Origin of the sequence: Pseudomonas sp. DSP3-2-3 (genome assembly GCF_049898225.1) — a bacterium.
Lineage (GTDB): Bacteria > Pseudomonadota > Gammaproteobacteria > Pseudomonadales > Pseudomonadaceae > Aquipseudomonas.
Genome location: NZ_JAFCXH010000014.1, coordinates 94428 through 119555, shown reverse-complemented (window position 1 = coordinate 119555; position 25128 = coordinate 94428). Strand labels below are relative to the sequence as shown.

General features: G+C 59.5%; 21 protein-coding genes. 9 read left to right on the top strand and 12 right to left on the bottom strand.

Features of this window, described 5'->3' with window-relative positions; translation table 11 throughout:
- Window positions 1-125: 125 nt before the first annotated feature.
- Complete coding sequence (locus tag ACP7E4_RS17565; protein ID WP_426116573.1) at window positions 126-2765, top strand: MGH1-like glycoside hydrolase domain-containing protein; 2640 nt, start codon at window positions 126-128, stop codon at window positions 2763-2765.
- 194 nt (window positions 2766-2959) lie between these two features.
- Here the strand turns inward: ACP7E4_RS17565 and ACP7E4_RS17560 are convergent, their stop codons facing one another.
- The 4 genes from ACP7E4_RS17560 to glyQ are packed head-to-tail and all read right to left on the bottom strand — an operon-like array spanning window position 2960 to window position 7352.
- Complete coding sequence (locus tag ACP7E4_RS17560; RefSeq protein WP_426116575.1) at window positions 2960-3730, bottom strand: lysophospholipid acyltransferase family protein; 771 nt, start codon at window positions 3728-3730, stop codon at window positions 2960-2962.
- 48 nt (window positions 3731-3778) lie between these two features.
- Window positions 3779-4330, bottom strand: coding sequence for a D-glycero-beta-D-manno-heptose 1,7-bisphosphate 7-phosphatase (gene gmhB / locus ACP7E4_RS17555; RefSeq protein WP_426116577.1), 552 nt, complete (start codon window positions 4328-4330; stop codon window positions 3779-3781).
- A gap of 17 nt (window positions 4331-4347) precedes the next feature.
- On the bottom strand, window positions 4348-6402 hold the full coding sequence (gene glyS, locus ACP7E4_RS17550) for a glycine--tRNA ligase subunit beta (RefSeq protein ID WP_426116579.1): 2055 nt from the start codon (window positions 6400-6402) through the stop codon (window positions 4348-4350).
- On the bottom strand, window positions 6399-7352 hold the full coding sequence (gene glyQ / locus ACP7E4_RS17545) for a glycine--tRNA ligase subunit alpha (protein WP_020292021.1): 954 nt from the start codon (window positions 7350-7352) through the stop codon (window positions 6399-6401). The genes glyS and glyQ overlap by 4 nt, the downstream gene beginning before the upstream one ends.
- An 80-nt stretch (window positions 7353-7432) precedes the next feature.
- On the opposite strand from glyQ, the gene ACP7E4_RS17540 reads away from it, so the two are divergent.
- Together ACP7E4_RS17540 and ACP7E4_RS17535 are read left to right on the top strand one after the other, a co-directional pair.
- Window positions 7433-7984 carry a DNA-3-methyladenine glycosylase I gene (locus tag ACP7E4_RS17540; protein WP_426116581.1) on the top strand — a complete coding sequence of 184 codons (552 nt, stop codon included), beginning with the start codon at window positions 7433-7435 and terminating at the stop codon, window positions 7982-7984.
- A gap of 38 nt (window positions 7985-8022) precedes the next feature.
- Entirely contained in the window at window positions 8023-8910 is an 888-nt protein-coding gene (locus ACP7E4_RS17535) for a lysophospholipid acyltransferase (protein WP_426116583.1), read from the top strand.
- A 271-nt stretch (window positions 8911-9181) separates the two neighbouring features.
- On the opposite strand, the gene trkA is transcribed toward ACP7E4_RS17535, so the two are convergent.
- The 4 genes from trkA to def form a co-directional block, all read right to left on the bottom strand.
- Window positions 9182-10555 (bottom strand): Trk system potassium transporter TrkA, encoded by a 1374-nt coding sequence (gene trkA, locus ACP7E4_RS17530; RefSeq protein ID WP_020292018.1) that lies wholly within the window; start codon window positions 10553-10555, stop codon window positions 9182-9184.
- Between the two features lie 167 nt (window positions 10556-10722).
- Entirely contained in the window at window positions 10723-12039 is a 1317-nt protein-coding gene (rsmB, locus tag ACP7E4_RS17525; RefSeq protein WP_426116586.1) for a 16S rRNA (cytosine(967)-C(5))-methyltransferase RsmB, read from the bottom strand.
- Complete coding sequence (fmt, locus tag ACP7E4_RS17520; RefSeq protein WP_426116588.1) at window positions 12036-12995, bottom strand: methionyl-tRNA formyltransferase; 960 nt, start codon at window positions 12993-12995, stop codon at window positions 12036-12038. Before fmt ends, rsmB begins: the two co-directional genes overlap by 4 nt.
- A gap of 146 nt (window positions 12996-13141) precedes the next feature.
- A complete protein-coding gene (gene def / locus ACP7E4_RS17515; RefSeq protein ID WP_426116590.1) occupies window positions 13142-13648 on the bottom strand; it encodes a peptide deformylase in 507 nt (168 codons plus the stop codon).
- A 141-nt stretch (window positions 13649-13789) separates the two neighbouring features.
- On the opposite strand from def, the gene ACP7E4_RS17510 reads away from it, so the two are divergent.
- The 3 genes from ACP7E4_RS17510 to ACP7E4_RS17500 all read left to right on the top strand — a co-directional run bounded on the left by ACP7E4_RS17510 (window position 13790) and on the right by ACP7E4_RS17500 (window position 16646).
- The gene (locus ACP7E4_RS17510; RefSeq protein WP_426116592.1) at window positions 13790-14815 is read left to right on the top strand and encodes a LysM peptidoglycan-binding domain-containing protein; all 1026 of its coding nucleotides are present in this window, start codon (window positions 13790-13792) and stop codon (window positions 14813-14815) included.
- A gap of 122 nt (window positions 14816-14937) precedes the next feature.
- Window positions 14938-16050, top strand: coding sequence for a DNA-processing protein DprA (gene dprA / locus ACP7E4_RS17505; RefSeq protein WP_426116594.1), 1113 nt, complete (start codon window positions 14938-14940; stop codon window positions 16048-16050).
- A gap of 38 nt (window positions 16051-16088) precedes the next feature.
- Window positions 16089-16646, top strand: a complete 558-nt coding sequence (locus tag ACP7E4_RS17500; protein ID WP_426116596.1) for an L-threonylcarbamoyladenylate synthase — start codon at window positions 16089-16091, stop codon at window positions 16644-16646.
- Between the two features lie 117 nt (window positions 16647-16763).
- On the opposite strand, the gene ACP7E4_RS17495 is transcribed toward ACP7E4_RS17500, so the two are convergent.
- Window positions 16764-17741: a quinone oxidoreductase family protein gene (locus ACP7E4_RS17495; RefSeq protein WP_426116598.1), complete on the bottom strand. Its 978-nt coding sequence runs from the start codon at window positions 17739-17741 to the stop codon at window positions 16764-16766.
- 172 nt (window positions 17742-17913) lie between these two features.
- Here ACP7E4_RS17495 and hemF point away from each other — a divergent pair, with 172 nt between their 5' ends.
- Window positions 17914-18831 (top strand): oxygen-dependent coproporphyrinogen oxidase, encoded by a 918-nt coding sequence (gene hemF, locus ACP7E4_RS17490; protein ID WP_426116600.1) that lies wholly within the window; start codon window positions 17914-17916, stop codon window positions 18829-18831.
- Between the two features lie 134 nt (window positions 18832-18965).
- Window positions 18966-19787 (top strand): shikimate dehydrogenase, encoded by an 822-nt coding sequence (aroE, locus tag ACP7E4_RS17485; RefSeq protein WP_426116602.1) that lies wholly within the window; start codon window positions 18966-18968, stop codon window positions 19785-19787.
- Window positions 19788-19850: 63 nt separating this feature from the next.
- On the opposite strand, the gene ACP7E4_RS17480 is transcribed toward aroE, so the two are convergent.
- The 3 genes from ACP7E4_RS17480 to betC form a co-directional block, all read right to left on the bottom strand.
- Window positions 19851-21419: a SulP family inorganic anion transporter gene (locus tag ACP7E4_RS17480; RefSeq protein WP_426116604.1), complete on the bottom strand. Its 1569-nt coding sequence runs from the start codon at window positions 21417-21419 to the stop codon at window positions 19851-19853.
- Window positions 21420-21590: 171 nt separating this feature from the next.
- A complete protein-coding gene (choX, locus tag ACP7E4_RS17475) occupies window positions 21591-22517 on the bottom strand; it encodes a choline ABC transporter substrate-binding protein (protein WP_426116606.1) in 927 nt (308 codons plus the stop codon).
- Window positions 22518-22552: 35 nt separating this feature from the next.
- Window positions 22553-24058 (bottom strand): choline-sulfatase, encoded by a 1506-nt coding sequence (betC, locus tag ACP7E4_RS17470; RefSeq protein ID WP_426116608.1) that lies wholly within the window; start codon window positions 24056-24058, stop codon window positions 22553-22555.
- A 115-nt stretch (window positions 24059-24173) separates the two neighbouring features.
- Here betC and ACP7E4_RS17465 point away from each other — a divergent pair, with 115 nt between their 5' ends.
- On the top strand, window positions 24174-25124 hold the full coding sequence (locus ACP7E4_RS17465) for a choline sulfate utilization transcriptional regulator (RefSeq protein WP_331152190.1): 951 nt from the start codon (window positions 24174-24176) through the stop codon (window positions 25122-25124).
- Window positions 25125-25128 lie beyond the last annotated feature (4 nt).

Here is a 25128-nt window from a genome sequence, read left to right as displayed (position 1 = left end):
GCGTTGGCCTTTTTTGTGGGCGGCGTAAAAGGCTGAACAACACCTGAATAATCAATAACCCTCTGTGCCGTTCAGTTACGAGCGCCCTACACTTCCCCAATCTGTTTTCACCTTTGGAACTCCCGATGCCTGCTAAGCCTGAGCCCAGCATTCTGAACACCGCCGAAGGTCAGCGGCTGAATGACGTTGATGCTGAGCGATGGCGCGAGTGGGGGCCGTATCTCAGCGAACGTCAGTGGGGAACGGTTCGCGAGGACTACAGCGCGAATGGCGATGCATGGAATTATTTCCCCCATGACCATGCGCGCAGTCGAGCGTATCGCTGGGGTGAAGACGGGATTGCCGGATTCTCGGACAAGTCCCAGCACTGGTGCCTGGGGCTTGGTTTGTGGAACGAGCAGGATGCCATCCTGAAGGAGCGCTTGTTCGGGCTGAACAACGCAGAAGGTAACCATGGCGAGGACGTTAAAGAACTCTATTTTTACGTCGACGGTGTGCCGAGTCATGCCTACATGCGCATGCTCTACAAGTATCCGCATGCGGCTTTTCCCTACCAAGACCTGGTGAAGGAGAACGCCCAGCGAGGGCTGGCCGATACTGAATACGAAATTCTTGATACCGGAGTGTTCGACGAGGACCGCTATTTCGATGTGACGGTTGAATACGCCAAGCATCAACCCGACGACATTTTCATGCGCGTCACGGTGCACAATCGCAGCGATCAAGCGGCCCGGCTGCATGTGTTGCCGCAGCTTTGGGCACGCAATATCTGGAGCTGGACTGAGAACGCCGCGATGCCTTCATTGCGTCTTCAGGATCAACACCTGGTGGCGGAGCATCCCGAACAAGACATCAAGGTCGCCAACACCTGGAGTCCGCAGGCGGAATGTGAATGGCTGTTCTGCAACAACGACACCAATACGAACAAGCTGGGAGGCAATCCGGCAGTCGGGCCATTCAAGGACGGCATCAATGATTATCTGTTGACCGGCAACGAGCAGGCCATCCGCCGCGACTCCGGCACCCGCGCCGCTGCGCACTTTTTACTCGACCTGGAAGGCCACGCCAGTCAGGTCATCTACCTGCGTTTCAGTCCAGCTGATGCACCTGCGGTTGATGCAGACAGGTTATTCACAAAGCGCAGAGCCGAGGCGGATAACTTCTACGCGGCGCTGCAACATGAATTGGCTGATGCCGACGCGCGCAACGTGCAGCGTCAGGCCTTGGCGGGATTGCTCTGGTCGAAGCAGCTGTACTATTTCGATGTGAATTGCTGGCTCAATGGCGACCCCACGCAACCGCCGCCCTCCCCCGAACGCGTCAACGTGCGCAACAAGCATTGGCGACACCTGGCCAATTTCGACATCGTGTGCATGCCGGATAAATGGGAATACCCATGGTATGCCTCTTGGGATCAGGCGTTTCAGGCCGTTGCAATCGCACTGATCGATACCGAGTTCGCCAAACAGCAATTGTTGATGCTGGTCCAGGATCGGTTCACGCACCCTAACGGGCAGCTTCCGGCCTATGAATGGCGCTTCGATGACGCTAATCCGCCGGTGCATGCCTGGGCGACCTGGCGGGTCTACAAGATGGAACAGGCGTTAAAGGGCGAGGGCGATGCTGATTTTCTGGAGCGAATTTTCCACAAGTTGCTGCTGAATTTCTCTTGGTGGGTCAATCGCAAGGACGCCGAAGGCCGTAATCTTTTCCAGGGTGGTTTCCTTGGGCTGGATAACATTGCTCTCTTCGACCGCTCTGCTGATTTAGCACCGGGTTATCAGCTGGATCAAGCCGATGGCACCGCCTGGATTGCCGCGTATGCGCTGGACTTGATGCGCATCGCGCTGGAGTTGGCCAAGCGCAATGCGGCGTATGTGGATATCTCGGTGAAGTTTTTCGAGCACTTCCTGTATATCGCCGGCGCGATCAACTCGGTTGATGACGATGCGGAAGGTCTTTGGGACGAGCAGGACGGCTTCTTCTACGACATGCTGCGCAACCCGAACGGCGAACGCCAGCCAGTGCGCTTTCGCTCCATCGTGGGCTTGATGCCGTTGTTCGCAGTACAGGTTCTGGAACAGCGCGAGCATGAAGGTTTGCCGGGATTGCGCGACCGGCTTCTGGCGTTCCTCAAACACCGTCCGGACCTCGCCCGGCTGGTTTCGCGCTGGACAGAGCCGGGCAAAGGTAATCGCCTGCTGCTGGCGTTGCTCAGAGGCCAGCGCACCAAAGATCTGCTCAAGCGCATGCTCGACGAGTCTGAGTTTCTCTCCGAGTTCGGGGTGCGTTCGGTTTCCAAGGCCTATGCGGCCAACCCGTTCAAGATGCGCATGAATGGCGATTCGCTGTGTGCTGACTACCAGCCCGCCGAATCGCCGTCACGGCTGTTCGGTGGTAACTCCAATTGGCGTGGGCCATTGTGGATGCCGGTCAACTACATGCTGATCGAGTCGCTACGTGAGTTTCATCGCTACTACGACGAGAACTTCTCCATCGAGTTTCCTACCCATTCAGGCTATCTGGCGTCGCTTGACGAAGTGGCTGATGATCTCAGCGCGCGCTTGACCCGTCTGTTCCTCAAGGACGCCAACGGCAGTCGGCCCTCGATGGTGGGTTATCCACAACTGCAAGCTGATCCGCAGAGTAGCGATCTGCTGTTGTTCCACGAATATTTCCATGGCGAAACCGGACGCGGCTTGGGTGCGTCTCATCAGACGGGATGGAGCGCGTTGGTTGCGCTGCTTTTACAGCCGAAAAAATAGCGACAAATGAGACCGCTAAGACTGACTCAACAGCCATAAAAAAACCGACTTCCATGAAGTCGGTTTTTTCTGCTCAGAAAAACTTATGCACGTTTTTGGCTCATTAATGAGTATTCGAAATAAGCAGAAAAATTAAGGGGTTGGCAGCGTTTTTTGCAGTTTTTGCGAAAACGGTGCACAGGTTATCCACAAAATCAGACCGCCGCTTTTTCGTTGCTCGTCGTTGGTGCAGCCACCGAGCCCATCGCCACCTGCGTCGCTTCATTCCAGGCCTGCACACGGTCATTCAATTCAGCAATGGCGCGCGGTCCTGTGCCTTCGGCATACATCGGCGCACCGATCACAACCTGGATCGTGCCGGGCTTTTTCGCCCAGCCTTCCTTCGGCCAATACCTGCCGGCGTTGTGCGCAATCGGCAGCACGGGCAGATCGGCATTGACCGCCAAGGCAGTGCCACCTCGGGAGAACTTGCCGACCTGACCGAACGGGACGCGTGTGCCCTCGGGGAAGATCAACACCCAGACGCCATCCTTGAGCAGCTCATGACCCTTCTTCGCGATTTCCTTCAGCGCCGCCTTGGGATTCTCACGATCAATTGCGATAGGTCGCAGCATGGCCATGGCCCAGCCAAAGAACGGTACGTAGAGCAATTCACGCTTGAGCACCTGGCTCAGAGGCTCGAAATGTGCGGACAGGAAGAAAGTTTCCCAAGTGCTCTGGTGGTTGGAAATGATCACGCAGGGCGTCGCCGGGACGTTTTCCTGGCCGATCACTTCGACTCGAATGTTGAGAAATACCCGCGTGAGCCACAATGCGCAGCGGCACCAGTACACGTTGATGAAACGATAGCGTGCGCGAAACGGCAGGAACGGCGCGATAAAGAAACTCAAGGTGCACCACAGCAGCGAACTGGTGCCCAGCAGCAGGTAAAAGACAAAGGTTCTGATTGCCTGCATGATCGACATAGCTACTTTTACCGTACGGGACTTATGCCCGCTCAATGAAGCGTACCGCTATTGGTTCTGCGGAGCGCTCTTGTGGATAAGTTCTGCGGCAACTGCCGCCAGATCGTCAAAAACCAAAGTACCCGTGGGCAGTGTTCCAGCCAGCGTCTTGCTGCCCTTGCCGGTCTTTACCAAAACCGGTTGAGAGTCGACGGCCAGCGCGGCCTGCAGGTCACCGCTGCTGTCACCTACAAACCATATACCCGCCAGATCCACAGCGTAGTGATTTGCGATGGTCTGCAACATGCCCGGCCTTGGCTTGCGGCAAGCGCAACCTTCGTCCGGGCCATGTGGGCAATAAACGATCAAACCGACTTCACCGCCCTGCCCGGCCACCAGTTCGCGCAAGCGCGCATGCATGGCCTCAAGCGTGGCAATGTCGTAATAGCCCCGGGCGATGCCGGACTGGTTGGTGGCCACTGCCACCGTCCAGCCGGCCTTGCTCAGTTGTGCAATTGCTTCGATCGATCCGGGGATCGGAAGCCACTCCTGCACCGACTTTATATAACTGTCGGAGTCATGATTGATGACTCCGTCCCGATCAAGGATCACCAGCTTCACGATTCGCCCCTTAGCGATCAACCCAGCAGCGAGATATCCGCAACGCCCAGGAACAGCCCGCGCAGACGTGCCAGCAACGCATAGCGGTTGGCCCGCACGCTGGCATCTTCGGCGTTGACCATCACGGCTTCGAAGAACGCGTCGACCGGCTCACGCAAGGCAGCCAGACGTGCCAGGGTTTCGCTGTACTGACGCGCTGCGGCCATTGGCGCGACGGCCTGGTCCGCTTGCTGGATCGCCGAGTACAAGGAGAACTCGTGAGCGTTGTCGAAATACTTGGGTTCGACGGTCTGGGCAATCTTGCCTTCGGCCTTGCCCAGCAGATTCGACACGCGCTTGTTGACCGAGGCCAACGCTGCGGCTTCGGGCAACTTGCGGAACGCCTGAACGGCTTGCACGCGTTGATCGAAGTCGAGTGCAGAACCCGGTTGCAGGGCACGCACCGACAGGTAAACCGCAACCTCGACGCCTTCGTCTTCGTAGCGGGCACGCAGACGGTCGAAGATGAACTCCAGCACTTGCTCGGCAAGACCGGCCGGTTTGATCTTGGCGCCGAACTGATTGACTGCGAATTTCACGGTTTCGATCAGATCCAGATCCAGTTGTTTCTCGATCAGGATGCGCAGGATGCCCAGCGCCGCACGACGCAGTGCATACGGGTCTTTGCTGCCGGTCGGCAACATGCCGATCCCGAAGATCCCGACCAGAGTGTCCAGCTTGTCCGCGATGGCAACCGCAGCACCCGTCAACGTAGTCGGCAGTTCGGCGCCAGCGCCACGCGGCATGTACTGCTCGTTCAGCGCCAAAGCGACATCTTCTGCTTCGCCGTCGGCCTTGGCGTAGTAATAACCGGCAACGCCCTGCATTTCAGGGAATTCGCCGACCATTTCTGTCGCCAGATCGCACTTGGACAGCAGCCCGGCGCGCGCGGCGCGTTGTGCGTCACCGCCAATGCGTGGGGCAATGAATGCCGCCAGTTTGGCAACACGCTCGGCCTTGTCGAAAACACTGCCCAACTGCGCCTGGAACACGACGTTCTGTAGGCGCTGGTTGAAGGTTTCCAGCTTCTGCTTCTTGTCCTGCTTGAAAAAGAACTCGGCATCGGTCAGGCGCGGGCGAACGACTTTCTCGTTACCCAGGACGATCTGTTGCGGGTCCTTGCTTTCAATGTTCGCGACGGTAATGAAGCGCGGCAGCAATTTACCGTCGGCATCCAGCAGGCAGAAATACTTCTGGTTGTCCTGCATGGTGGTAATCAAGGCTTCCTGCGGTACTTCAAGGAAGCGCTCTTCAAACGAACACACCAGCGGCACCGGCCACTCGACCAGCGAGGTCACTTCGTCCAGCAGGCTTGGCGGCACGATGGCGGTGCCTTCGTGCTGAGTCGCCAGTTCTGCTACGCGCTTGGTGATGATCTGGCGACGTTCATTGAAGTCGGCCAGAACATACGCGGCCCGCAGGTCGCTCAGGTAGCTGGCGGGCGAAGTGATGCGCACGCTTTCCGGGTGATGGAAGCGGTGACCACGGGATTCGCGACCGGAAGTCTGGGCCAGGATCGTGCAGTCGATCACTTGATCGCCGAACAACATGACCAGCCATTGGGTTGGACGCACGAACTCTTCCTTGCGAGCACCCCAGCGCATGCGCTTGGGAATCGGCAGGTCGTTCAGCGAATCTTCAACGATGGTCGGCAGCAGGCTCGCGGTCGCTTTGCCGGCGATGCTCTGGCTGTAGCGCAACTTGGGGCCGCTCTGATCGATTTCGCTCAGATCGACGCCGCATTTTTTAGCGAAGCCCAGTGCAGCCTGGGTCGGATTGCCTTCAGCATCGAAGGCCGCCTGACGTGGCGGGCCGTCGAGGTTGACGCTGCGATCCGGTTGTTGCGTCGACAGATCGGTGATCAGCACAGCCAGACGACGCGGCGCGCCGTACACTTGCTTGGCGCTGAACGTCAGGCCTGCAGCGAGCAAGCCTTTTTCGATACCGGCCAGAAATGCATCGGCCAAGGTGTTGAGCGCTTTCGGGGGCAGCTCTTCGGTGCCCAGTTCAACCAGGAAATCTTGAGCACTCATTGTTGCGCCTCCAGCTTAGCCAACACTTCATCACGTAAATCAGGCGGTGCCATCGGGAAGCCCAGTTTGGCGCGAGCCATCAGATAGGCCTGGGCAACCGAACGGGCCAGGGTGCGCACACGCAGGATGTATTGCTGACGTGCAGTGACGGAAATTGCCCGACGCGCATCCAGCAAGTTGAAGGTGTGCGACGCCTTCAGGACCATTTCATAGCTGGGCAGCGGCAACGGCTGATCCAGTTCGATCAGGCGCTTGGCTTCGCTTTCATAGAAGTCGAACAGTTCGAACAGCTTGTCGACGTTGGCGTGCTCGAAGTTGTAGGTCGATTGCTCCACTTCATTCTGGTGGAACACATCGCCATAGGTAACGCGGCCGAATGGACCGTCAGCCCAGACCAGGTCATAGACCGAATCGACGTTCTGCAGGTACATGGCCAGACGTTCCAGGCCGTAAGTGATTTCGCCGGTCACCGGGTAGCATTCGATGCCGCCCGCTTGCTGGAAGTAGGTGAACTGCGAGACTTCCATGCCATTGAGCCAGATTTCCCAGCCCAGACCCCAGGCGCCGAGTGTCGGCGATTCCCAGTTGTCTTCGACGAAACGCACGTCGTGGACCAGCGGGTCCAGGCCGACATGCTTCAGCGAACCCAGGTACAACTCCTGGAAGTTGTCCGGGTTCGGCTTGAGCACCACCTGGAACTGGTAGTAATGCTGCAAGCGGTTAGGGTTTTCGCCATAACGGCCATCTGTAGGACGACGGCTTGGTTGTACGTAGGCTGCGTTCCAGGTTTCCGGGCCGACGGCGCGCAGAAACGTGGCAGTGTGGAAAGTGCCGGCGCCTACTTCCATATCGTAGGGCTGAAGTACCACACAACCTTGCTCGGCCCAGTATTGCTGGAGGGCGAGGATCAAGTCTTGGAAGGTACGCACGGCTGGCGTAGGCTGGCTCACAAAATTCACCTGTACTGGGGCTGCGATTTAAAGAGCGGGAGTATACCCGATTCGGCCGCACCTCCACCCTTGGGAGCCCTATGGCACGCTGCTTTTGGTGCAACGATGACCCTGTTTACATCGATTATCACGATCTGGAGTGGGGCGTACCGCTGCGCGATGCGCAGAAGCTCTTCGAGTTACTTTTACTCGAAGGGTTCCAGGCGGGCCTGTCATGGATCACGGTTCTGAAGAAACGCCCGCGTTATCGAGAGGTGATGTTCGGTTTTGACGTGCAGCGCGTCGCCGACATGACCGACGCAGAGATCGAAGCGCTGATGCTCGAACCGGGCATCATTCGCAACCGTCTGAAACTCAACGCCGCGCGCCGCAACGCCAGAGCCTGGCTGGCTTTGGACAATCCGGTGGCGTTTCTCTGGTCCTTCGTTGGCGGGCAGCAGAAGGTCAATCACTTCAAGGATCGCAGCGAGGTTCCGGCTATCACGCCCGAGGCCGAGGCCATGAGCAAAGCCCTGAAAAAGGCCGGCTTCACGTTCGTCGGACCGACCATTTGTTATGCGTACATGCAGTCCAGCGGCATGGTCATGGATCACACCATTGACTGTGATCGCTACGCGGTTCTGACCCGCTGATGGTTACAATGGCCGCCTTGAGATTTAGGGAGTGATCTGTGGAAAAGTTTAAAGGCGCCCTGATGGTTGGCGCATTGCGCCTGTTTGCCCTGCTGCCGTGGCGTGTTGTGCAATGGGTTGGCACCGCTATCGGCTGGCTGATGTGGAAGCTGCCGAACCGTTCCCGCGAAGTGGCGCGGATCAATCTGGCCAAGTGCTTCCCGGAAATGGACGCCGCCGAACGCGAGCGTCTGGTCGGGCAGAGCTTGATGGGCATCGGCAAGACCTTGACCGAAAGCGCCTGCGCCTGGATCTGGCCTGCGCAGAAATCCATCGATCTGGTGCGTGAAGTCGAAGGTCTTGATGTGCTCAAGGAAGCGCTGGCTTCCGGTAAGGGCGTAGTCGGCATCACCAGCCACCTGGGCAACTGGGAAGTGCTCAATCACTTCTATTGCAGCCAGTGCAAGCCGATCATTTTCTACCGGCCGCCGAAGCTCAAGGCGGTGGACGATCTGCTGCGCAAACAGCGCGTGCAACTGGGCAACCGCGTCGCCGCGTCCACCAAGGAAGGCATTCTCAGTGTCATCAAGGAAGTGCGCAAAGGTGGCTCGGTGGGCATTCCGGCTGATCCGGAGCCTGCGGAATCAGCCGGCATCTTCGTGCCGTTCTTCGCCACCATGGCCCTGACCAGCAAGTTCGTCCCCAACATGCTGGCGGGCGGCAAAGCCGTCGGCGTGTTCCTGCATGCGATGCGCCTGCCAGACGGTTCGGGTTACAAAGTAGTCCTGGAAGCCGCGCCGGAAGCGATGTACAGCACCGACGCCGAAACCTCGGCGGCGGCCATGAGCAAGGTCGTCGAGAAATACGTGCGGGCGTATCCGAGCCAATACATGTGGACGATGAAACGCTTCAAGAAGCGCCCGGCCGGGGAAGCCCGCTGGTATTGAAGTTCGCATCTGTGCAGGCTGTGTGAAAACCCTCGACTGAAAACGAGCTGCGCGCTCTCACGTGAATTCTCTAAAAGTTCGCGTGGTGTGTGCAGACCTAAAATTCACGTAGAAGCGCGGTTTTTAGTTCGTTTTTTAGCCAGCTAACTCGTCTCCGAGGTTTTCACACGCTCTGTGTGGGACCGGCTTTAGCCGGGAAGAGGCCAGTGCATTCGCAGTATTTTTGTCGTCAGGAACGCCGCCTTCCCGGCTAAAGCCGGTCCCACAGCGACTAAAAGAAACTCAACCCCACCTGAAACAGCCGCTCGACATCGCGGATGTATTTTTTATCCACAAGGAACAGGATCACATGGTCGCCCGAAGCGATCACCGTGGCGTCGTGGGCGATGATCACTTCGTCGGCGCGGATGATCGCGCCGATGGTGGTGCCTGACGGCAGCGCGATGTCCTTGATGGCTTTGCCGATCACCTTGCTGGATTTGGCATCGCCATGGGCCACGGCCTCGATGGCTTCTGCCGCGCCCCGGCGTAGCGAGTGGACGCTGACGATGTCGCCGCGACGCACGTGGGTCAGCAAGGTGCCGATGGTCGCCAGTTGCGGGCTGACCGCGATGTCGATTTCCCCGCCCTGCACCAGATCGACGTAAGCCGGGTTGTTGATGATGGTCATTACCTTGCGCGCGCCCATGCGCTTGGCCAGCAATGACGACATGATGTTGGCTTCGTCGTCGTTGGTCAGCGCCAAAAACAGATCGGTGTTGGCGATGTTCTCTTCCATCAACAGATCGCGGTCTGAGGCGCTGCCTTGCAGGACCACGGTGCTGTTGAGGGTTTCCGAAAGGTAGCGGCAGCGCGCCGGGTTCATCTCGATGATCTTGACCTGATAACGGCTTTCGATAGCCTCGGCCAGACGCTCGCCGATGTGTCCGCCGCCAGCGATGACAATGCGTTTGTAGTTCTCGTCCAACCGGCGCATCTCGCCCATCACCGCACGAATGTCGGCCTTGGCAGCAATGAAGAACACTTCGTCGTCGGCTTCGATGACGGTATCGCCCTGAGGCAGAATTGGCCGGTCGCGACGGAAGATCGCCGCCACGCGCATGTCGACGTTGGGCATGTGCTCACGCAGTTGACGCAATTGCTGGCCCACCAGCGGCCCGCCGTAATACGCCTTCACCGCGACCAGTTGCGCCTTGCCACCGGCGAAGTCGATCACTTGCAGGGAACCGGGGTATTCGATCAGGCGCTTGATGTAGTTGGTGACCACTTGCTCGGGGCTGATCAGCACGTCCACCGGAATCGCGTCGTTGTCGAACAGACCGGCGCGCGTCAGGTAAGCCGCTTCGCGCACCCGAGCGATTTTGGTTGGGGTATGAAACAGCGTGTACGCCACCTGGCAGGCAACCATGTTGGTTTCGTCGCTGCTGGTCACGGCAACCAGCATGTCGGCATCCTCGGCGCCGGCCTGACGCAGTACGGTCGGGAACGAGCCTCGGCCCTGCACGGTGCGGATATCCAGGCGGTCTCCCAGATCACGCAGCCGATCGCCGTCGGTGTCGACGACTGTGATGTCATTGGCTTCACCGGCCAGATGTTCCGCCAGCGTCCCGCCGACCTGTCCTGCGCCGAGGATGATGATTTTCAATCAGTTGCTCCTTGAAGCGCGACGTGATCGCAAGCCAAATACGCACTCTGTGGGAGCCGAGCTTGCTCGCGAAGACGATCTGTCTGGTCTAGATGATTTACTGGATATACCGGCCTCTTCGCGAGCAAGCTCGCTCCCACAAACCCAGGTCATCCGGCGTAGCAGCCTCACGCCGTAATCTTGATCAGTTTGGCGTAATAAAACCCGTCATGCCCGCCTTCCTGCGCCAATAACTGGCGGCCGTGGGGCTGTTTCAGGCCGGGAGGCTGTTGGCCCAGCTGCCCGGCGATGTCCAGCTCCCGCGCGCCGGAAGTCCGGGCGAGGAAAGCGGCGATGACTTCGGTATTTTCCATCGGCAGCGTCGAGCAGGTGGCATATAAAAGTACGCCGCCGACTTGCAATGTTGGCCACAACGCGTCGAGCAGCTCGCCTTGCAGCGTCGCCAGGGCCGGAATGTCATCGGCCTGACGGGTCAGCTTGATGTCCGGATGGCGGCGAATCACGCCTGTTGCCGAACAAGGTGCGTCGAGCAGGATGCGATCAAATTGCTTGCCGTCCCACCACTGCGCGGTTTCCCGGGCATCGGCAGCGATCAACTCGGCGCTCAGGCCCAGACGTGTGAGGTTTTCCCGAACGCGAACCAGACGCTTGGCTTCCAGATCAACCGCGACCACTCCGGCCAGCGCCGGTTGGACTTCCAGCAAATGGCAAGTCTTGCCGCCGGGTGCGCAACAGGCATCGAGTACACGTTGACCGGGCGCCAGCTCCAGCAGATCCGCGGCCAGTTGCGCAGCTTCGTCCTGCACGCTGATCCAGCCTTCGGCAAAGCCCGGCAAATTGCGCACGTCGCAAGGTTCAGCCAGCAAAATGCCGTCTTGACTGAAGGTGCAGGCGCTGGCTTGAATGTCAGCGGCACCCAACAACTGCAGATATTGATCACGGCTGTTATGTCGACGATTGACCCGCAGGATCATTGGCGGATGCGCATTGTTGGCGGCGCAGATCGCTTCCCATTGTTCTGGCCAGGCGGCTTTCAATGCCTTTTGCAGCCAGCGCGGGTGAGCAGTACGCACCACGGGATCATGTTCCAGCTCGGCCAACAGCGCCTCGCTTTCCCGCTGGGCGCGGCGCAACACGGCGTTGAGCAACGCCTTGGCCCAGGGCTTTTTCAGCTTGTCGGCGCAACCGACGGTTTCACCGATGGCGGCGTGGGCGGGGATGCGCGTGTAGAGCAGCTGATACAGGCCGACCAGCAACAATGCTTCGACGTCGGCATCGGCGGCCTTGAATGGTTTTTGCAGGAGTTTCTCCGCCAGCGCCGAGAGTCGTGGCTGCCAACGGGCAGTGCCGAACGCGAGGTCTTGCGTCAGGCCGCGATCGCGAACTTCAACTTTATCCATCTGGGTCGGCAGCGAACTGTTCAGCGACGCTTTGCCGCTGAGCACGGCAGCCAGAGCCTTGGCGGCGGCCAGACGCGGGTTCATTGGCCCACTACCGGTTGGCCCAGCACGGTGCCGACGGCGAATTTCTCGCGGCGACTGTTGAACAGATCAGTGAAATTCAGCGGCTTGCCACCGGGCAATTGCAGGCGGGTCAAGCGCAAGGCGCCTGCACCACAGCCAACAATCAGACCATCCTTGCTGGCAGCGAGAATTTCACCCGGCGCGCCCTGCCCTTCGGCGATATCAGCGGCCAGCACTTTCAAGGCTTCGCCATTGAGCGTGCTGTGGCAGATTGGCCAGGGGTTGAAGGCGCGCACCAGTCGTTCCAGCTCAACGGCCGGACGATTCCAGTCAATGCGCGCTTCGTCTTTGTTCAATTTGTGGGCGTAAGTGGCGAGGCTGTCATCCTGCAATTTGCCGACCAGCGAACCGTCGGCCAAGCCCGCAATGGCTTGCAGAACCGCCGGTGGGCCAAGTTCGGCAAGGCGATCATGCAGCGTGCCGCCCGTGTCTTCGTCGGTAATCGGTGTCACGGCCTTGAGCAGCATCGGGCCGGTGTCCAGACCCAGTTCCATGCGCATCACGGTCACGCCGCTTTCGGTATCGCCGGCTTCAACCGCACGCTGAATCGGTGCCGCCCCACGCCAGCGCGGCAACAGCGAGGCATGACTGTTGATGCAACCCAGGCGCGGAATATCCAGCACCACTTGCGGCAGGATCAGGCCATAAGCAACGACCACCAGCAGATCCGGCTTGAGCGCCGCCAGTTCGGCCTGGGCCGCTGCATCGCGCAGGGTCGGCGGTTGCAGCACGGGGATGTCATGTTGCAAGGCGAGCTGCTTGACCGGGCTGGGCATCAGCTTTTGTCCACGACCTGCCGGGCGATCAGGCTGGGTGTAGACGGCGATGATCTGGTAAGGGCTGTCGAGCAAGGCCTTGAGGTGTTCGGCGGCAAATTCGGGGGTGCCGGCGAAGACGATGCGCAGTGGCTCAGTCATGGGCTTCTCGTAGGAAAGGGGGGTGAAACCATGGGGCCCTTTGTGGGACCGACTTTAGCCGGGAAGGCGGTCATTCGGACGATGCAGACGCAGTGAATGTATCGACTTCTTCCCGGCTAAAGCCGGTCCCACAAGGCGGTGGATGTTTAAGCGTTCTGCTTGTGCAGTTTTTCCAGCTTTTTCTTGATCCGGTCGCGCTTGAGGTTGGACAGGTAATCGACGAACAGTTTGCCGTTGAGGTGATCGCATTCATGCTGGATGCACACTGCCAGCAGACCTTCGGCGACTTCCTCGTACGGCTTGCCGTCACGATCCAGAGCCTTGATACGGATTTTCTGCGGGCGGTCGACATTCTCATAGAAGCCCGGCACGGACAGACAGCCTTCCTGATACTGATCGACTTCGTCGGTCAGTACTTCGATCTGCGGATTAATGAAAACCCGTGGCTCGCTGCGGTCTTCGCTCAGGTCCATGACCACGACGCGCTTATGCACATTCACTTGCGTTGCAGCAAGACCGATGCCTGGCGCTTCGTACATGGTTTCAAACATGTCGTCGACCAACTGGCGAATGCCGTCGTCTACCTCAGCCACTGGTTTGGCGACGGTGCGAAGGCGCGAATCGGGAAATTCGAGGATGTTTAAAATAGCCATATACGTAAGAGCTGCACTTGTAGGGTAAAGTCAAAATCGGCTGCCGGGCTTTGGACGTCGAAGCGGAGCAACCAGTTTTTGAAACCGAGCCTGATGGGGCTCTATGTTCACGCAAAGCAACATGATAAAGGGATTCACTGCATGAGGAAATCACTACTCGCCCTGCTGCTGTTGGCCTCGACCGGTCTCGTGCAGGCGCAAGTGCAACTCAGGGAAGGCCATCCGGAGCGTTATACGGTTGTCGCGGGTGACACGCTTTGGGACATTTCCGGCAAATTTCTCAGCGAGCCGTGGAAATGGCGGGAAATCTGGAGAGCCAACCCGCAGATCCACGACCCCGATCTGATCTATCCCGGCGACTCACTCTCGCTGGTGTACGTCGATGGCCAGCCGCGCATCGTGCTCAATCGAGGCGAATCGCGTGGCACGATCAAGCTCTCGCCGAGCATACGCAGCACGCCAATGATCGAGGCCATCCCGAGCATTCCGCTGGGCGCGATCAATGCGTTCCTGCTCAGCAACCGCATCGTCGACGAGCCCGCGCAGTTCGATGAAGCACCTTACATTGTTGCCGGCAACGCCGAGCGCGTGCTCAGTGGCGTGGGTGATCGAATCTATGCCCGAGGCACGTTCGACCCTGCGCATCCGGTGTATGGCATCTTCCGACAGGGCAAGACGTACACCGATCCGGTGACCAAGGAAGTGCTCGGCATCAACGCTGACGATATCGGCGGCGGCGAAATAATTGCGACAGAAGGTGACATATCGACCCTGACGCTGCGTCGTGCAGTTCAGGAAGTCCGTCTTGGCGATCGTTTGTTCGTCAGCGAAGAGCGCGCGATCAATTCAAGCTTCTTGCCGAGTGCCCCCAAGACCAACATCGACGGTCTGATCCTGGATGTCCCGCGGGGCGTCACGCAGATCGGGGTGTTTGACGTGGTCACCCTGGACAAGGGCAAGCGCGACGGTCTGGAAGAAGGCAACGTCCTGGCAATATTCAAAACAGGCGAGATGGTTCGGGATCGCATCACCGGTGAACAAGTCAAAATTCCGGATGAGCGTTCCGGGTTGCTGATGATCTTCCGCACCTACGACAAACTCAGCTACGGTCTGGTTTTGCATGCCAACCGATCTTTGGCGATTATGGACAAGGTCCGCAATCCCTAGCCGTATGTTGCAGAATTGATACAAATACGCGTTCCAGAATGGCAGTTATCAAATAGTTGTCAACAGAGTTATCCACAGGTTCGCCCACCCCTTGAGGTGGGCTGCAGATCAAGGAAGATCTCATGCCGCTGTTCGAAAAAGCTGTCCCTTCGCCTGCTGAACTCGAAGCGCGCCTGCGCTTGCATCGCTTGCCGGAAGTCGGCCCCAAGCGTTTTCGTAAGCTTATTGATGCATTTGGTTCCGCCTCCTCGGCCCTGTCCGCGCCGGCCAGTGCATGGCGCGCACTGGGCCTGCCAGCGGCGTGCGCAGAGGCGCGACGTGAGCCGAACGTTCGCGACGGCGCGAGCGCGGCATTAGCCTGGCTGGAGCGTCCGGGCCAGCATTTACTGATGTGGGACGATCCCGAGTACCCTGCATTGCTCGCGGAAATTTCCGATCCACCGCCGTTGCTGTTCGTCGCAGGCGACGTCGGCATTCTGGAACGTCCGCAGCTGGGCATGGTCGGCAGCCGGCGAGCCTCACGGCCTGGGCTGGATACCGCCACCGCTTTCGCACGCAGCCTGGCTGGCGCCGGATTTGTGATTACCAGCGGCCTGGCGCTGGGCATCGACGCTGCCGCGCATCAAGGCGCGCTGGATGTCGGCGGAGCGACAATCGGCGTACTTGGCACCGGCCTCGAAAAACTTTATCCACAGCGCAATCGGCAGTTGGCAGCACGGATGGCCGCCGAAGGCAGCGCGGTGGTTTCCGAGTTCCCGCTGGACGCCGGACCGGTCGCCAGCAACTTCCCGCGCCGCAACCGGATCATCAGTGGTTTGTCCCTCGGCGTGCTGGTGGTCGAGGCCAGCGTCGCCAGCGGCTCGTTGATTACGGCGCGGCTGGCGGCCGAGCAAGGGCGCGAGGTGTACGCCATTCCCGGCTCGATTCATCACCCCGGCGCGCGGGGCTGTCATCAACTGATCCGTGATGGCGCTGTGCTCGTGGAAACGGTCGAGCATATTCTTGAAGCGTTGCGCGGCTGGCAGGTTCAAGCGCCTACCTGCGCGTCGTCCGAGGCCCAGGTCGCGCCGAGCCATCCGCTGCTCGCGCTTCTTTACGCTGCGCCGCAGACCAGCGAAGCACTGGCGATGTCCAGTGGCTGGCCTTTACCCAAAGTCCTGGCGGCGTTGACCGAGCTTGAGCTGGACGGCCATATCGCCAGTGAAGCGGGACGATGGTTTGGCCGCGCACGCTGAGGTTAAACTGCTCGCAGTGTTTATCGGAGATGTAACCAATGGTCAGCAGTTGGCGTGTGCAACAAGCCGCTCGAGCGATTCGCACCGGTGCGGTAATTGCCTACCCAACCGAGGCGGTATGGGGTTTGGGGTGTGATCCATGGGACGAAGAGGCGGTCTATCGCTTGCTGGCGATCAAGTCGCGGCCTGTGGACAAGGGTCTGATCATGGTCGCCGACAACATCCGGCAATTCGACTTCCTGTTCGAGGACTTCCCCGAGCTGTGGCTCGACCGCATGGCCAGCACCTGGCCGGGACCGAATACCTGGCTGGTGCCTCATCAAAACCTGTTGCCTGAGTGGATCACCGGCGTTCATGAAACCGTGGCCTTGCGCGTCAGCGATCACCCGACGGTGCGCGAACTGTGCGCCTTGGTCGGCCCGCTGATTTCGACGTCGGCCAATCCTGCCGGCCGCCCGGCTGCCCGCACACGGATTCGTGTCGAGCAGTATTTCCGTGGGCAGATCGATGGCGTGCTCGGCGGCAACCTGGGCGGCCGCCGAAACCCTAGCGTGATACGCGACATCGCCACCGGGCAGGTGGTCCGCGCGGGGTAGCAGGTTTTTTGTGGGAGCGAGCTTGCTCGCGAAGGCAATCCTCTGAACGCGGAAAGACGCACTGGATGCTCTGGCCCCTTCGCAAGCAAGCTTGCTCCCACCGGTTTTGGCGCTTGATCAAGGTACCAGAATTGTCGAGCCAGTGGTGCGTCGCCCCGACAATTCGATTTGCGCCTTGGCGGCGTCCTTCAGGGCGTATTGCTGGATGTTGTCGACCTTCAGTTTGCCGCTGGCGACCATATCGAACAGCTCGTCAGCCATGCGCTGCAGGTTTTCGGCGTTATTGGCGTAAGTACCCAGCGTCGGACGCGTCACGTACAACGAGCCTTTCTGCGCGAGAATTCCCAGATTAACCCCGGCTACTGGCCCGGACGCATTGCCGAAGCTGACCAGCAGGCCGCGCGGCGCCACGCAATCGAGCGAGGTCAGCCAGGTGTCCTGACCCACGCCGTCGTAGACCACCTGGCATTTCTTGCCGTCGGTCAGTTCCAGCACGCGCTTGGCGACATCTTCATAGCTGTAATCGATGGTTTCCCACGCGCCCAGGGCTTTGGCGTGTGCGGCTTTCTCTGCCGAGCTGACGGTGCCGATCACTTTTGCGCCCAACGACTTCGCCCACTGGCAGGCCAGCGATCCGACGCCACCGGCGGCCGCGTGGAACAAAATGGTATCGCCCGCTTTCACGTCATAGGTCTGGCGCAGCAGGTACTGCACGGTCAGGCCCTTGAGCATCACGGCAGCGGCTTGTTCGAAGCTGATCGCTTGCGGCAAATGCACGAGATGATCCTGGGGCAATGTGTGCAAATCGCTATAGCTGCCCAGCGGGCCAGTGCCGTAAGCCACGCGGTCGCCGACTTTGAAGCGAGTGACTTCGCTGCCTACCGCATCGACGATACCCGCCCCTTCATTGCCCAGGCCCGATGGCATCGACGGCGCTGGATACAGACCGCTGCGGTAATAGGTGTCGATGAAATTCAGGCCAACGGCCTTGTTGCGCACACGTACCTGTTGCGGGCCTGGCTCGGCCGGTTCGAAGTCCACATACTCGAGAACTTCCGGGCCGCCGATAGTGCTGAACTGGATACGCTTTGCCATTTGCTCTCTCCGTAATGAATCGAAACAAGAATGTAAAAGAGCCTATCGGACTCCTTCACTTGGTCTTCGTCAACTGCGGCGCGCGGCGGGCCGGTGGTATGCTACGCCCCAATTTCGCTGTGGCCCTTTCAGAACGGGCGCTCAGTCGTTTGCAGCTTTCAAAGGGATCGACATGTCATCTACTCGCACCGACGCCGTCAAAGCCTACCTGCTCGACTTGCAGGACCGAATCTGTGCCGCTTTGCAGCATGAAGATGGCAGCGCACATTTTGTCGAAGATGCCTGGACGCGGCCGGCGGGCGGCGGCGGTCGAACCCGGGTGATCGAGAACGGCGCGGTCATCGAGAAAGGCGGGGTGAACTTCTCCCATGTGTTCGGCAGCGGCCTGCCACCTTCGGCCAGTGCGCATCGGCCCGAGCTGGCCGGGCGTGGCTTCGAGGCGCTGGGGGTTTCCCTGGTGATCCATCCACACAACCCGCACGTGCCAACTTCTCACGCCAACGTACGTTTTTTCATCGCTGAAAAAGACGGCGAAGAGCCGGTCTGGTGGTTCGGCGGCGGTTTTGATCTGACGCCTTATTACGGCGTCGAAAGCGATTGCGTGCATTGGCATCGCGTCGCCGAAAAGGCCTGCGCGCCGTTCGGGGCCGATGTCTACCCGCGCTACAAAGCCTGGTGCGACACCTACTTTCACATCAAGCATCGCAATGAACCGCGTGGCATTGGCGGCTTGTTCTTCGATGACCTGAATCAGTGGGACTTCGACACCAGCTTCGCGTTCATCCGCGCCATCGGTGACGCGTTCATCGACGCTTACCTGCCCATCGTGCGCCGTCGCAAGGCCGCCGCGTATACCGTGCAGCAGCGCGAATTCCAGGAATTCCGCCGTGGCCGCTATGTGGAATTCAACCTGGTTTACGACCGTGGCACGCTGTTCGGCCTGCAATCGGGCGGGCGTACCGAATCGATCCTGATGTCGCTGCCGCCGCAAGTGCGCTGGGGCTACGACTGGAAAGCCGCGCCAGGCAGCGAAGAAGCACGCCTGACCGAGTATTTCCTGCAGGATCGGGATTGGTTGGCGTTGGGTTGACTCAACTCTGTGGAAGGCTTGCTGTGGGACCGGCTTTAGCCGGGAAGGCGATTGACGCCCCTCCTGCGGGCCATTCGCGAGCAAGCTCGCTCCCACAGATCCAATATTCACCAGTCATGCTTCAGGAACACCAAATGGATCACTACGTCGTCTTCGGCAACCCGATTGGCCACAGCAAATCCCCGCTGATCCATAGCCTGTTCGCCGAGCAAACCGGTCAGGCGCTGGATTACCGGACTGCGCTGGCGCCGCTGGATGACTTCACGGCGTTTGCCCAGGCGTTTTTCAATGAAGGACGCGGCGCCAACGTCACCGTGCCGTTCAAGGAGCAGGCGTTCCGCATGGCCGACACACTGACTGAGCGCGCCCAGCGTGCCGGCGCGGTCAACACCTTGAGCAAACTGGCTGACGGCACCTTGCTCGGCGACAACACCGATGGCGCGGGATTGGTTCGCGACTTGACCGTCAACTGCGGCATCAGCCTGCGTGGCAAACGCGTGTTGCTGCTGGGCGCTGGCGGCGCGGTGCGTGGCGCGCTGGAACCCTTGTTGGCCGAACGCCCGGCGGTGCTGGTCATCGCCAACCGCACGGTCGAGAAAGCCGAGCAACTGGCGCAACAGTTCGCCGATCTGGGCCCGGTGTTCGCCAGTGGTTTCGATTGGCTGGAAGAGTCGGTCGACGTGATCATCAACGCCACTTCTGCGAGCCTTGCCGGTGAGCTGCCGCCGATTTTGCCGAGCCTTATTCAGACTGGCCATACGTTCTGCTACGACATGATGTACAGCAAGGAACCCACGGCGTTCTGCCGTTGGGCAACCGAGCATGGCGCGGCGCAGTCAGTGGATGGTCTGGGCATGCTGGTCGAACAGGCTGCCGAAGCCTTCCTGCTCTGGCGCGGCGTGCGGCCGGATTCAGCGCCGGTGCTGGCTGAACTGCGACGTCAGTTGGGGGGCTGATACATTCCATAGGATCGGCTTCAGCCGGGAGAACGTCCTCCCGGCTGAAGCCGGTCTTACATATTAATCCTCGAATCGAATGGGGCACTTGTCCGCCCCTTCCAGTTTTTGCAGCTCTTCGATAACTTGCGGCCGCGCGCGGCGCAGGGTCAGGGTACGGTCATGAATGCGCAGGCGGCGGGCCTCCTGATGCAGCATCTCGACGCCTGAATAGTCGATGAAGTTGATCTGCTGCGCGTCGATCACCACATGCTTGCCTTCGGTGCGTTGCAGCCGCGTTTGCAGGTAGTGGCTGGCGCCGAAAAAAATCGAACCGCCGACGCGCATGATGTCTTCGTCGCCGTCGCGCCACTGCTGCACGCGGGGTTGCGAGGTGCGCTTGAGGTAGAAGAACAGCGACGCCAGCACACCCGCATAAATCGCCGTCTGCAGCTCCAGCAGCAGCGTCGCCAGGCAAGTCAGCGCCATCACCAGAAACTCCGCTCGGCTGACCCGGAACAATGCCCGGATGCCGCGCCGATCAATCAGCCCCCAGCAAATCAGCAGGATCGACGCCGCCATGCTCGGGATCGGAATGTGCGAAATCAACGATGCGCCGGCAACCGCGAACAGCGCGACCCACAACGCGGAAAACACGCCTGCCAAAGGCGATTTCGCCCCGGCTTCGAAACTCAACGCCGCGCGGGTGAAAGACCCGGCCGACAGATAACCGGAGAACAGCGCACCGACCATGTTCGACAGGCCCTGAGCGCGGACTTCCTGATTGGCGTCGAGCATCTGCTGGGAACGCGCCGACAGTGAGCGGGCAATCGACAGGCTGTTGACCAACCCGAGCATGCCCACGGCCACGGCGGTCGGCAGCAATTTGAGGATCAGTTCCAGGTCGAGCGGCAGCGGGCTGAACGGCGGCAAATGACCCACGAACGCGCTGACGGTTTTCACATGGCCGAACATCGCCGGCCACAACCAGACCAACAGGCTCGCTGACACCAGCGTGATGAGAAGCGTTGGCCAGCGCGGTACCAGAACTTTCAAGCCGACGCCGAGGCTCAGGGTCAGCAATCCAAGAATCAGCGATGGTTTATCCAGTTCTGCACGATGATCCAGCACGGCCATCAGGCTTTTCAGCGCCGTGGTCTGGCTGGGCAGATCGATGCCCAGCAAATTCGGCATTTGCCCCAGGGCGATGACCACCGCCGCGCCGAGGGTGAAACCCAGCACCACGGAATGGGAGACGAAATTGACCAGCGCACCGAAGCGCAGCATGCCGAGCAACAGCTGGAATGCTCCGGCAATGAACGTCAGTAACAGAATCAGACCGATGTAGTCCTGACTGGCCGGAACCGCAAGTGGGCTGATGCTGGCGTACAGCACGATGGAAATTGCAGCGGTCGGCCCGCAGATCAGATGCCAGGACGAACCCCATAAGCACGCGATCAGCACCGGAACGATAGCGGCGTACAAACCGTATTCAGGAGGCAGTCCGGCGATCAAGGCGTAAGCAATGGATTGCGGCAAGGCCAGAACCGCCCCGCTCAACCCCACCACGGCATCGCGGCCCACGCTGGCGCGGGTCTGCCGGGGGAGCCAGGCGAGAAAAGGCAGGAATGTGTGGCGATTGAGCCAACCCATGAAACTCTCTTTGAAGGATTGCGGAGGGTGCAAGGGTGCGGTGTCAGCGAAGCCAGCGCAATTGTGGGAGCGAGCTTGCTCGCGAAGTCAATTTATCAGACGCAAAAGATGCGTCGGATTGACGGGCTTCGCGAGCAAGCTCGCTCCCACAAAAGCCAAAGTCAGCGGCGTTTACAACGTCGCCTTCACCGCTGGCAACGCATCTTTGTCGTCGATGGTTTTCACGCCATCCAGCCACTTGTCCAGCACCGCCGGGTTGGCTTTGATCCAGGCTTTTGCAGCAGCGGCATTGCTGACCTTGTTGTTGGTCACGTCAGCCATGATGCTGTTTTCCATGTCCTGAGTGAACGTCAGGTTGGTCAGCAACTTGCCCACGTTCGGGCAGGCGGCAGCGTAACCCTTGCGGGTCAGGGTGTGAACCGTGCCGGTGTCGCCGAAGTATTTCTCGCCGCCCTTGAGGTAATGCATGCCCTTGATCTGCACGTTCATCGGGTGCGGCGTCCAGCCGAGGAAGGTCACGAACGTGCCTTTCTTCACGTTGCGATTCACTTCGGCAAGCATCGCCTGCTCGCTGGACTCGACCAGCTTCCAGCCGCCCAGGTCGAATTCGTTTTTCTTGATGATTTCCTGCAACGACAGATTGGCCGGAGCGCCGGAGCCGATGCCGTAGATCTTTTTGCCGAACTTGTCGGCAAATTTGTTCAGGTCGGCAAAGTTATGCACACCGGCATCCCAGACATAGTCCGGCACGGCCAGGGTAAACTCGGTGCCATCGAGGTTTTTCGACAATTGCGTCACGTCGCCGGTGGCAACGAACTTGTCATAGAAACCCTGCTGCGCAGGCATCCAGTTGCCGAGGAAGACATCAATCTTGCCGTCCTTCAGGCCGCCGTAGGCAATTGGCACCGCCAGCGTGTCGACCTTGGCCTTATAGCCCATGCCTTCGAGCAGAATACCGGCGATGGCGTTGGTGGCCGCAATATCGCTCCAGCCCGGATCGGCCATCTTCACGGTGCTGCAACTTTCATCGGCCGCAAACGCCGACCAGCTGCTAAGCGCCAGGACACCCATTGCAAGTGTTGTGGATATCGTCTTCATTAACTTCCCCTAGGTTCTCGTTTTTTTTGGCAGGGTCAAGGTTGTGGATAACGTGCCTTGCGCTCCAGATCGTCTAGATCGATATGGTTGCGCATGTACTGCTGACTGGCGTCTACCAGCGGCTGGTGATCCCAACTCTTCAGCTTGCCGAGTGCCAGCGACTCAGCGACAAAGCGCCGCCGGCGTTGGCTGGCGAGCACCTGATGGTGTATCGCCGGTATATCCCACTTAGCCCGTGCTTCGGCCAGGAAATCATTGAACAGTTGCTGGTGAGTGGCCGACTGGCTCAGCTCTTCCCGCTCTTTTGGATCGTTATGAATATCGAACAGCAGGCACGGGTCCTGCTCCGAATAAATAAATTTGTAAGCGCCGCGACGAATCATCATCAACGGGCTGTTGGTACCTTCGGCCATGTATTCGCCGAACACTTCATCATGCCCGCCTTCACCGAGCAAATGCGGCAGCAGCGAGCGGCCATCCAGCGGCAAGCCTGCATTGAGCTCACCTTCGGCCATGGCCACGAACGTCGGCAACAGGTCGGCGGTAGAAACCGCAGCACTCACCCGCCCGGCTTTGAACTGACCTGGCGAATACACCAGCATCGGCACCCGCGCTGACATCTCGAACCAGTGCATTTTGTACCAGAGGCCGCGCTCGCCGAGCATGTCGCCGTGATCGCCGGAGAACACGATGATGGTGTCTTCGGCGAGGCCGCATTCTTCAAGGGTCTGCACCAGCTTGCCGACGTTGCTGTCGATGTAGCTGCACGCACCGAAATAAGCCCGTCGCGCATCGCGAATCTTGTCATCCGGCAGCGGCTTGTCCCACAGATCATAGACTTTCATCAGGCGCTGGGAGTGCGGGTCCTGATCGGCTTGATCCGGCTGGAATTCCGGCAGCGGGATTTCTTCGTCGCTGTACAGGTCCCAGAACGGTTTCGGAATGGTGTACGGATCGTGCGGATGGGTCATGGAAACGGTCAGGCAAAACGGCTGATCGCCATCGTTGCGCACGTGATCGAACAAATACTGTTGGGCCTTGAAGACCACTTCTTCGTCGAAATCCAGCTGATTGGTCCGCACGCACGGCCCGGCTTGCAGCACCGACGCCATATTGTGATACCAGGTCGGGCGCACGTCCGGCGCATCCCAGTTCACCGACCAGCCGTAATCGGCCGGATAAATGTCGCTGGTCAGACGTTCTTCGTAGCCATGCAGTTGATCCGGGCCGCAGAAGTGCATCTTGCCGGACAACGCCGTCTTGTAGCCAAGGCGACGCAGGTAATGTGCGTAAGTCGGGACATCGGCGGGGAAATCCGCAGCGTTGTCGTAGGCGCCAATCTTGCTCGGGAGCTGGCCGCTCACCAGAGTGAAACGCGATGGTGCGCACAGCGGGCTGTTGCAATAAGCAGCGTCAAACACCACGCCTTCAGCGGCGAGGCGACTCAAGTTGGGCATTTTGACAGGAGACGAAGCGTAGAACGGCAACATCGGCGCGGCCATTTGATCGGCCATGATAAAAAGTATGTTTTTGCGCTTCATGTAGTTCGCGGCATCCCATAGTGAATATTTATGCGAAAGTGCTGCGCTTGAGGATGGGACCCATGGCCGTTATGGTAAAGCCCATGCAAAACAATACCTAGGATAAGCCCAGCTTATGTTTGAAGCCCTTGGTGATATGTCGCTGGATCTGCTCCGCGCCTTCGAAGCTGCCGCTCGTTTACGCAGCTTTACCGCTGCGGCAATCGAGTTGGGCACCACTCAGCCAGCGGTCAGCCAGCAGATCAAGCGTCTGGAAGAACAACTGGCGACGCGGCTGTTCGACCGCATCTATCGCGGCATCGAGCTGACCGAAGCGGGCGAAGTGCTGTTCAGCCATGTGCAGACCGGATTGCAATCGATGGACAGCGGGCTGGTCGCGATAACCCATCAGAGCCAGCACGAGGTGTTGCAGGTCGCCACCGACTTCGCCTTCGCCGCTTATTGGCTGATGCCGCGCCTGCACCGGTTTCATAAAGCCAATCCGGATGTGGACGTCAGCCTGGTCACCAGCGAGCGCACGCACAGCATGCTGCGCGCCGATATCGACGTGGCGATCCTGTTCGGCGACGGGCGCTTCAAACAAGGCGAAAGTCGCTGGTTGTTCAGCGAAGAAGTGTTCCCGGTGTGCAGCCCGCAATTGCTGGCCGGTCGCGAGCCGCCGCTGCCGACCAACGTATTGCGCGAGTTTCCGCTGCTGCACTTACGCGGCGAAGGCAGCAGCAACTGGTTTGACTGGGCCGGCGTATTCCGCGCCCTCAACATCCCGCAGGCCCCGGCGCCCGGCCAGTTGCGCTTCGATAACTACACGCTGCTGATCCAGGCAGCGATTGCCGGGCAAGGCGTGGCCATCGGCTGGCGGCATCTGGTCGACGCGCTGATTGATCAGGCGCTGCTCTGCCGACCCATTGCTGCTTCGGCTATTTCCGGTTTCGGCTATTACGTCGTCCTGCCGCAACGCAAACGCCGCGTGCAGGTGGTGCAGCAGTTCGTGGACTGGCTGGCCAGTGAACAAGCGCGCAGTGGGGATGGATTGGCGGGACGGCCGTTGCCTTCAATTGCGGTGTAAGAAG